Here is an 8,180-nt window from a genome sequence, read left to right as displayed (position 1 = left end):
GTGGCCATGCGCAATCCGAAGCGAACGTTCTGCTCGACCATGAGCACAGCCTTGCCGCTACCGCGCATGATGGCGACCGCCTCGTCGATCACGGTGAGTGACTTCGGGTCCAGGCCCAAGGACGGCTCGTCGAGCAGCACCAGCTTGGGGTCCAGCATCAGCGAACGGGCGAACTCGACCATGCGGCGCTGGCCGCCGGACAGGTTGCCGCAGCGGATCCGGGTCTTGTCCCGCACCAGCGGGAACATGTCGAGGACTTCGTCGTAGCGCTTGCGCACCAGGGCGCGCTGCCTGCGAATGACGTAGGCGCCCATCAGGATGTTCTCGCGAACGCTCAGCGTCGGAAACAGTCCGTTGCTCTGCGGCACCTGGGTGACACCGCAACGCAGCACCGCGTCAGGCGATCGGCCGGTGATGTCCTCACCGTCGAGCAGGATGCGGCCAGAGCTCGGTTTGAGCAGACCGCTGACCGCGCGCAGCACGGTGGACTTTCCCGCGCCATTGGGTCCGACGATGCAGCCGAGCTCGCCTGCCCCGACCTCGAGGTCGACACCCTGCAAGACGTTGCCGCCGCCGTAGCCGGCGACCACTCCCTCGAGCCGAATCATGCCGGATTCCTTTCCACCGCAGGGGAATTCGACGACAGTTGAGATCTCGATGGCGCTTCGAGCAGGTAGTCGTCGCCGAGGTAGGCGTCGAGGACGAGCGGGTCCTTCTGGATCTGCTCGGGCGTGCCGTTGGCGATCACCGCGCCGCGCGCCAGCACCCGGATGGGGTCGCATAGCCCCACCACGAACGGCATGTTGTGCTCGACGAGCAGGAAGGTCGTGCCCTTGGAGTTGAGATCACGGATCAGATCGCCCATCCGCTCGATCAGCGTCGGGTTGATACCGCCCGCGGGCTCGTCGAGCAGGATCAGCTTCGGATCAAGCATGAGCACTTGCGCCAGCTCCACCAGCTTCTGCTGGCCGTAGGACAGCGATCCGGCAAGGGCATCGCGGTAGGCCGACATCCCGACGAACTCGAGCAGATCGGCCGCGCGCGTGGCCTCCGAGCCGCTCACCGCGCCAAGTCCCAGTTGGCGCACCGAGAAGTTGCGCAACGGGGCGACGACGTTCTCCAGCACCGTCATCTCCCGGAAGAGCCGGGTGATCTGAAAGGTTCGGCCAACCCCGCGGTGGGCCCTCGACCACGGCGAAAGACGGTCGATGCGTTCGCCGTTGAGTAGGATCTCGCCTCTGTCGGACGTCATGATGCCCGAGATCAAGTTGAACACCGTGGTCTTGCCCGACCCGTTGGGTCCGATGAGCGCGGTGATCGAGCCCTCGGGCACGGTGAAGCTGCAGCCGTTGACTGCGTGGTTGCCGCCGAAGCTCTTGTGCAGACCGCGGACTTCCAGCAGTGTGCGCCCGGTCGTTACGGGCCGCTTGGCCTCCGTCGGCGGGAGGGGACGGTCCAATGGATTCAGCCGGGCCCCGGAAAGGCCAACGGTGCCTTTGGTTCTAGCCTTCTCCAACAACGCTGCCACGGTGGGCAGGATGCCCTTGGGTAGCAGGATCACCAGCAGCACCAGCATTCCGCCGAACAGCACCAGCCGGGCGTTCCCGCCGCCGAACGTGTCGTTGGCGAACGTGTTGACGGGCTGGATGATGAACGCGCCGAGCACCGGTCCGAAGAGCGTGCCGCGGCCGCCGAGGATGACCGACAACACGATCAGCGCGCTGGTGACGATCGAGAACATGCCGATCGGGTCGACGAAGGACAGGTAGTAGCCGTAGGCCGATCCGGCCATGCCGACGAACAGAGCGCTGGCGCCGAAGGCCAGCAGCTTGTACACGGGAGCGTTGACACCGATGGTGCCTGCCTTGCCCTCGTCCTCCCGAATCGCGATGAGCCCCATACCGAATTTGGTGCGCCGGATGCCCCATGTCATGAGCAGCGACAGTGCGAGCAGTGTCACCAGGGTTAGGTGGAAGGGCCAGTTGCCCCACGCGTCCGGCCAGTCCGGCAGCGGCAGGGTCAGCCCGGCGGTGCCGTTGGTCACCGGCACCCATTCGATGGCGACGAACTGTGCAAGGAACAGGAAGGCCACCGTGATGATCACGAAGGCGGGCCCACGGGAGCGGTAGGTCACCAGACCCAGCAGCATGGCGATCGCCGCGGCGAACACGCCGGCGACCGGCACCCACAGCAGTGGCGGAACCTCGGGGATCCGGGTGGCCAGGATTGCACCGACGTAGGCACCGATACCGATGAAGGCGCCCTGGCTCAGCGACAGGTAGCCGGTGTAGCCGGTGATCACGTTGAGACCGCTGGCGCCGACGGCCAGCACCAGCGCCATGATCATCGTGTTCTGCGCGGACATGCTGGGCGACAACGGGAATAGCACGATCACGGCGGCGGCTACCACGACGACTGCCCGAGTCACCAGCGTCTGCAGCCGGGGATTCAGCAGTCCGGTGGCCAGGGTCTTCGTTGAGGAGCTCATGCGACCGCGTCCTCTCGAAGCCGGGTGCCGAGGATGCCCTGCGGGCGGGCGATCAGCACGACGATGATGACGAGGAAGGGCACGGCGACGGGCCAGGCCGCGCCGAGGTAGCTGGTGGCCGCGATCTCACCAACGCCGATGACGAGTGCCCCGAGGATGGCGCCGGGAAGGCTGCCCAGTCCGCCCAGCACGACGATGGCCAGCAGGCGGGCGATCCATTGGTAGTGCGAGCCGGGCAGGAACGGATAGATGGTGCTCAGCATCGCCCCGCCTGCGCCAAGCGTCGAGACGCCGATGGCGAAGGTGACTGCGGCGATCCTGGCCACGCTCACCCCGACGAGCAGCGCCCCTCCCTCGTTGGCAGAAGCGGCGCGGATGGCGCGACCCGCCCAGGTGTGATTGAGCAACAGGTAGAGACCCCCAAGGATCAGCACCGCGATGCCAGCGGCGATGAGCATCACCTGCGGTATGTACAACGGCCCCAACGCAATCGAGGCGTCGGTGTAGGACACCCGAACTGCCGTGGACGTGTTGCCCCAGATGAAGCCCATGATCCCCTCCAGCATCAGGGCGATGCCGAAGGTGGCCAACACCGTCATGCTGACGTGGGATCCGCGGACGTGCCGGATCACCGTTACGTAGACCAGCCAGCCGACGGCGAACATCACCGCCATCACGATGGGAATCGACAGGATCGGGTCAAGGCCGAGGTGCTTCCACAGCGTGAAGGTCAGGAACGCGGCCAAGACCGCGAAGGCCCCGTGGGCGAGGTTGATCACCCGCATGACCCCGAAGATCAGCGTCAGTCCCGAAGCCATCAGCGCATAGAGCGCGCCGACGAGCAGGCCAAGGATGAGAGTTTGGATGAACGAGGTCATGACTTGCCGCTCCTAACGCTGCGTCGGTCCCGCGGCGTCAGATCGGGCCACCCTGCCAACCGACGATCTTGTCGGTAGTGGCGACATCGGTGGGCAACACGACCTGTGAGACGCCGCCCTGCCACTGACCCACCAGGAACTCGCCCTTGGGGCTGCCGTCGGCGTTCCAGCTCAGCGGGCCGAGGATGGTTTGAACGGTGTTGTTGCGCAGCCAGTCGGCGAGCTTGGCCTGATCGTCGATGGACCCGACGGCGGTGACGGCGGCGGCGAGCACCTGCCCTGCGGCGAAGCCGTCGGCGGCATCCTCTGGCGGCAGGCCGCCGAACTTCTCCTCGAACTTCTTGACGAACTCGGCGTTCTGGTTGGTCTTGGCCAGTGAGCTATAGCTCGCCGAGAAGAACACGCCCTCGGCGTTCTGCTCTCCGACACCTTCGAGGTACTGCTGTCCGTAGGTGGGTGAGCTGCTCTGGTACACGATGGACGGCTTGTAACCGGCACGGTTCATCGACCTGATCATATTGACGCCATCTTCGAATTGTGCGCCCTGAACCACGATTTCGGCGCCGGCATCGCGCATGGCATTGACGACGGGGTCGAAGTTCTTGGTCGTCGCCGGGTATTCGTCCTTGTAGACGGTCCTGATGCCCGCCGCGGACAGGATCTTCTCGGCTCCTTCGACCACCGGGCCCGCGAACGGATCATCCAGCGACGGGTACGCGGCGGTCTTCGGCCGCCGGTCGGGGGGCAGGTTGGCGATCCATTCGGCGAACACCTTGGCCTGATCGGTGGCAACGGCCTGTTGCGAGAAGAAGATGTACTTGAAGCCCCGGTTGTACATGTCGGGTGAGCCGCACGACGGGCAAACGAACAGCATTTTGTTCTTCTCGGCGACCGCCGAGGAGGGGATGTTCAGCAGTGACGACTGGCTGCCGAGCAGCAGGTTGACCTTGTCCTTGGAGATCAGGTTGTTGTAGTTGCTGACGGCCGTGTCCTGGGTCGTTGCGTCGTCGCGGACGATGATCTGGACCGGCTTGCCGAGCAGCCCGCCCGCCTCGTTGGTCATCTCGACCCAGGTCTCGTACCCGTGCTGGGTATCGAGGCCGCCCTGGCTGAACTCACCCGTGAGGGGAAGCGAGGCGCCGATCTTGATGGTGTCACCGTCGTTTGGCGTATCCGCAGTGCACCCCGATACGGCGAGGGCGATTGCGGCGGCACCTACGATCGCGCGAAGTGTAGTTGTGCTGCGCATGTCCAACCTTTCCGTCAGATCGATTGCCGATTGATCTGCAGCAATATGTTATGCAATCGATTGCTATGAACCATGTCACAACCTACCGTCGAGTGTCAACGAATCTCGGGGTGACAATCCGGCCGTACTGCAAGCTAAGAAGCGGCGCGGCAGCACTCCCGGCAAGCGGCGTCGCTGCGGGGGACTTTCGATGCTCTGCGGTGAGGTTTCGTACCCGTAACAATCGATTGCAACGGCGTTGGCTTCGGTGCGGGTCAGGCGCGGCGCGGTCAGATCAGCACGGTCAACGGATTCTCGATGCGCCTGACGAAGGCCCCCATCCACGTGGCGGCCACCGCACCGTCGATGACGCGGTGATCAGCCGACAGCGTGACCGTCATGACCGTGCCCACCTTCAGCTCACCGTCCACGACGACGGGCCGCTGGACGGCGCCACCCACGGCGAGGATGCCGGACTGGGGCGGGTTGAGGATCGCGGAGAACTCCTTGACGCCGAACATCCCAAGGTTGGACACCGAAAAGCTGCCGCCCTCGAGCTCGTGCTGTTGGAGCCGCCCGTCCCTGGCTCGCTGAGCGAGATCGGCGGTCTTGGTCGCTACCGTTGATAGCGATGCGGTGTGCACGCCGCGCAGTACCGGCGTCAGCAGACCGCCATCCACGGCCACGGCCACCGCGATGTCAGCGCCGTCGTACCGGCGGATCGAGTCGCCGTTCCAGATCGCGTTGGCGTCGGGTACCTCGATCAGAGCACCGGCCACGGCCTTGAGGATGAAGTCGTTGAGCGACACCTTCACGGCGGCGGCCGCGTTGACGTTGCGCCGCAACTCGAGCAGGTCGTCGACCCGGCAGTCCGCGGTGACGTAGAAGTGCGGCACCGTCGTCTTGCTCTCGGTGAGCCGTCGTGCGATGGCCTTGCGCATCGGGGTGAGCGGAACGTCGGTGTAATCCGTCGCGTTCGAATCGACGGCGGCCGGCTTCTGCATTGGTTGCGGCGTAGGGGTGGGTTCTACGGGGGCTGGTTCGGCGACCGGCAGCCGCTCCAGATCGCGCCGCACGATGCGCCCGCCGGGGCCGGTGCCGTTCACGCTCTCGAGCTCGATTCCTCGTTCGCGCGCAAGCTTTCGCACCAACGGGGTGGCGAACAGGCGCCGCCCGTTGGTCGCTTCGGCGGGTTCGGCGGCGCCAACGACGGCGAGCTCGGGCTCCGGTATGGCCGAAACTGCGGCACCGTCGGGTGCGGCGGCATCGACGTCTACGTTGGTCTCGCCTGGCGCCAACACCACCGCGATGGGCTCGCCCACCGCAATCGTCGAACCCGGTTCGGCGATCAGCCGGCCCACGATCCCGTCCACTTCGGAGACGTACTCGACGACCGCCTTCTCGGTTTCGATCTCGGCGAGCGGGTCACCGACGGCGATCTCCTGCCCCTCCGAGACCAGCCAAGCCTGGATGACGGCCTCACCGGTGTTGGCGAGCACCTCGGGCATCCGCACCACCGTGGGCATCAGTTAACAGCCCCCGTCGCTTCGCTCGCCCCGAGTTGCCCCATTCCCACACGGATCTTCTCCAGAGCGGCGACGACGTCCTCGGTCCCGGCGATGGCGGCGCGTTCGAGCACCTTGGAGATGCTCGGCGATGCCTCCGTACCGGACACTCGTTCTACGGGTTGGTCCAACCAGTCGAAGAGCCTGCGCTGAATTTCGTCGGCCAGCCAGCCACCGTATGAACTGCCGCGCGCACCCTGTTCGACGAGCAGGACCGCGTTGGTCTTTCGGACGCTGGTGGTGATGGTGTCCCAGTCGATTGACGCGCGGTCCAGCCAGCGTAGGTCGATCAGTTCGGCGTCGACGTCGGTCAACTCGATTGCCTCCAGACAGTCAGCGACCATCGACAGATAACTGATGACGGTGACCTCGGAGCCTGTCCGCCGGATTGCGGCGTGGCCCGGCGGGATGATGTAGTCGAGATCCCCCTCGGGGACCTTGTCGGCGACACCGTAGAGGTCGACATGCTCGATGACGAGTACCGGATCACTAAGGGCCAGAGCGGCATTCATCAGTCCGACGTAGTCGGCGGCGGTCGAGGGCGCCACGATCCGCCAGCCCGGGCTGGTTGCGAAGATTCCCGCGGGGTCCATCAGGTGCTGAGACCCGTATCCCGCGCCCATCGCGACCTTGGTGCGCAGCACGTACGGCACCGCGTTGTCACCACCGAACATGTGCCGTGCCTTGCCGATCTGGTTGAACACCTGGTCGGCGGCGACCCACATGAAGTCGGGATACATGAACTCGACCACCGGCCGAAATCGTCCGTCGAGTGCCAGCCCACCGCCGATACCGCTGAAGGAGTTCTCGCTGATGGGGGTTCCCACCAACCGGTCCTCGCCGTACTTCGCCAGCCCCTTGGTGGCGCCGTTGGTGCCGCCGCCCAGACGGTGGACGTCCTCACCGAACACCACGATGCGCTCGTCAAGAGCCATCCGGCGGTCCATCACGGCGGCCACTGCGTCGACGAATTTCACCGAGCGCCAGGGACCTTCGTGCGTTGTTGGTTCCAGAACGTCGAGTGATTCGAGCTCGCTCGCGTCACCTCGAACCCCGACATCGACGAAGCCGGGGTCGGGCCACAGCTGTGGCCGGATGCGACGCTTGCCCGCCTGGTCGGGGTCGGCCTCGACCAACTCGGCCACGGCGGCCGTCATCGCGTGCTGCGCCTGTCGGCGAACCGACGCCACCCCTGCATCGTCGATCAGCCCGAGCGCAACCATCTCGCGAGCGACCCGGTCGAGTGGGTCGCGCGCGCGCCAGAGCGCTTCTTCTTCCTTGTCGCGGTATCCGAACGCGCTGCCCGGGTATGGCCCGTTCTGGTGGAAGAACCGGTACACCTCGACTTCGATGACCGCGGGCCCCGCGCCGCTACGCATCCGCTCGGCCGCCTGCTCGGTGGCGAGGTGGACCGCCAACGGGTCCATGCCGTCGACGCGCCAGCCGGGAATGCCGAATCCCTGGCCGCGCACCGACAGCCGAGGATCGGCGGTGATCTCTTCGACCCGGGTGGACACGGCGTACAGGTTGTTCTCGATGAAGAAGCAGAACGGCAGCTTCCATGCCGCGGCGAGGTTCATCGTCTCCAGTACGGAGCCGATCTGGCTGGCCCCGTCACCGAAGTAGCTGATGGTGAGATCGGTGGTACCACTATGTTTTTGGGCCCAAGCGTTCCCCGCTCCCATCGGTACACCGCCGCCGACGATCGCGTTGGTCCCGAGGGCGCCGGCTTCGAACCACTGCAGGTGCATCGATCCGCCGCGGCCGTGGCAGTAGCCCTGCGCCAGCCCAAGGATCTCCGCCAGTGTCCGTTGCAGTACCCGCTGGATCTTGGGGGTGACCGCCGCGGCGGGATCGATCACGCCGCCCGTGACGTGCGTCAGCGCCTTGGCGAGGAACTGGTGGTGTCCGCGATGCGATCCGTTGACGGCATCAGTGGAGCGAAGCCCGACGATGGATCCGACCGCGCCGCCTTCCTGCCCGATGCTCGAGTGTGCCGGTCCGTGCACCAGGCCCTCGCC

At 65.7% G+C, this 8,180-nt stretch carries 6 protein-coding genes; all 6 read right to left on the bottom strand.

Annotated features, from left to right (window positions below):
- Positions 1 to 608 (bottom strand): ABC transporter ATP-binding protein (locus ACRDUX_RS14135; protein ID WP_526414657.1); only part of this gene is annotated, 608 nt, incomplete at its 3' end.
- A complete protein-coding gene (locus ACRDUX_RS14130) occupies positions 605 to 2,488 on the bottom strand; it encodes a branched-chain amino acid ABC transporter ATP-binding protein/permease (RefSeq protein WP_526414656.1) in 1,884 nt (627 codons plus the stop codon). The genes ACRDUX_RS14135 and ACRDUX_RS14130, both read right to left, overlap by 4 nt.
- Positions 2,485 to 3,366, bottom strand: coding sequence for a branched-chain amino acid ABC transporter permease (locus tag ACRDUX_RS14125; protein WP_526414655.1), 882 nt, complete (start codon positions 3,364 to 3,366; stop codon positions 2,485 to 2,487). Before ACRDUX_RS14125 ends, ACRDUX_RS14130 begins: the two co-directional genes overlap by 4 nt.
- A 37-nt stretch (positions 3,367 to 3,403) precedes the next feature.
- Positions 3,404 to 4,615, bottom strand: coding sequence for an amino acid ABC transporter substrate-binding protein (locus ACRDUX_RS14120; protein WP_526414654.1), 1,212 nt, complete (start codon positions 4,613 to 4,615; stop codon positions 3,404 to 3,406).
- Positions 4,616 to 4,884: 269 nt separating this feature from the next.
- Complete coding sequence (locus tag ACRDUX_RS14115; RefSeq protein WP_526414653.1) at positions 4,885 to 6,120, bottom strand: 2-oxo acid dehydrogenase subunit E2; 1,236 nt, start codon at positions 6,118 to 6,120, stop codon at positions 4,885 to 4,887.
- Positions 6,120 to 8,180, bottom strand: a 2,061-nt coding sequence (locus ACRDUX_RS14110; protein ID WP_526414652.1) for an alpha-ketoacid dehydrogenase subunit alpha/beta, incomplete at its 5' end; no start/stop codon positions are given. The genes ACRDUX_RS14110 and ACRDUX_RS14115, both read right to left, overlap by 1 nt.

This window comes from Mycobacterium sp. (genome assembly GCF_050701675.1).
Taxonomy (GTDB): Bacteria; Actinomycetota; Actinomycetes; order Mycobacteriales; family Mycobacteriaceae; genus Mycobacterium.
Note: the sequence above shows the minus strand (reverse complement) of the source record. Positions and strands in the feature narration are given on the sequence as shown.